Below are 517 nucleotides of genomic sequence, written 5' to 3'. Positions count from 1 at the left end.
TCAGGTGGTCCTGACAGATTCACACGGGATTTCTCGGGCCCCGTGCTACTTGGGATACTCTTCACGCCATAACACCATTTCGACTACGGGGCTCGCACCCGCTCTGGCCAGGCGTTCAAACCTGTTCGTCTATGATGCGCTGTAACGTTCACCGGCCGGCAGACCGGAACGAAAAGTCCCACAACCCCGGCCATGCAACCCCTGCCGGGTATCACACATGACTCGGTTTAGCCTCTTCCGCGTTCGCTCGCCACTACTGACGGAATCACTGTTGTTTTCTCTTCCTGTGGGTACTGAGATGTTTCACTTCCCCACGTTCCCTCTACCCGCCCTATATATTCAGGCGGGAGTCACCAGGTCACCACAAGGGGCCTGGCGGGGTTTCCCCATTCGGAAATCCTCGGATCACAGCTCGTTTATCAGCTCCCCGAGGCTTATCGCAGATTACGACGTCCTTCTTCGGCTCCAGATGCCAAGGCATTCACCGTTTGCTCTTATGAACTTGCTAATCACATGA

At 55.5% G+C, this 517-nt stretch carries 1 rRNA gene; it reads right to left on the bottom strand.

Going from position 1 to position 517, the window contains the following annotated elements:
* Positions 1 to 508, bottom strand: a 23S ribosomal RNA gene (locus tag C5C99_RS16685); the annotation flags it as partial.
* Between the last annotated feature and the right edge of the window lie 9 nt (positions 509 to 517).

Origin of the sequence: Rathayibacter sp. AY1C4 (assembly GCF_002932195.1) — a bacterium.
Taxonomy (GTDB): Bacteria; Actinomycetota; Actinomycetes; order Actinomycetales; family Microbacteriaceae; genus Rathayibacter.
Note: the sequence above shows the minus strand (reverse complement) of the source record. Positions and strands in the feature narration are given on the sequence as shown.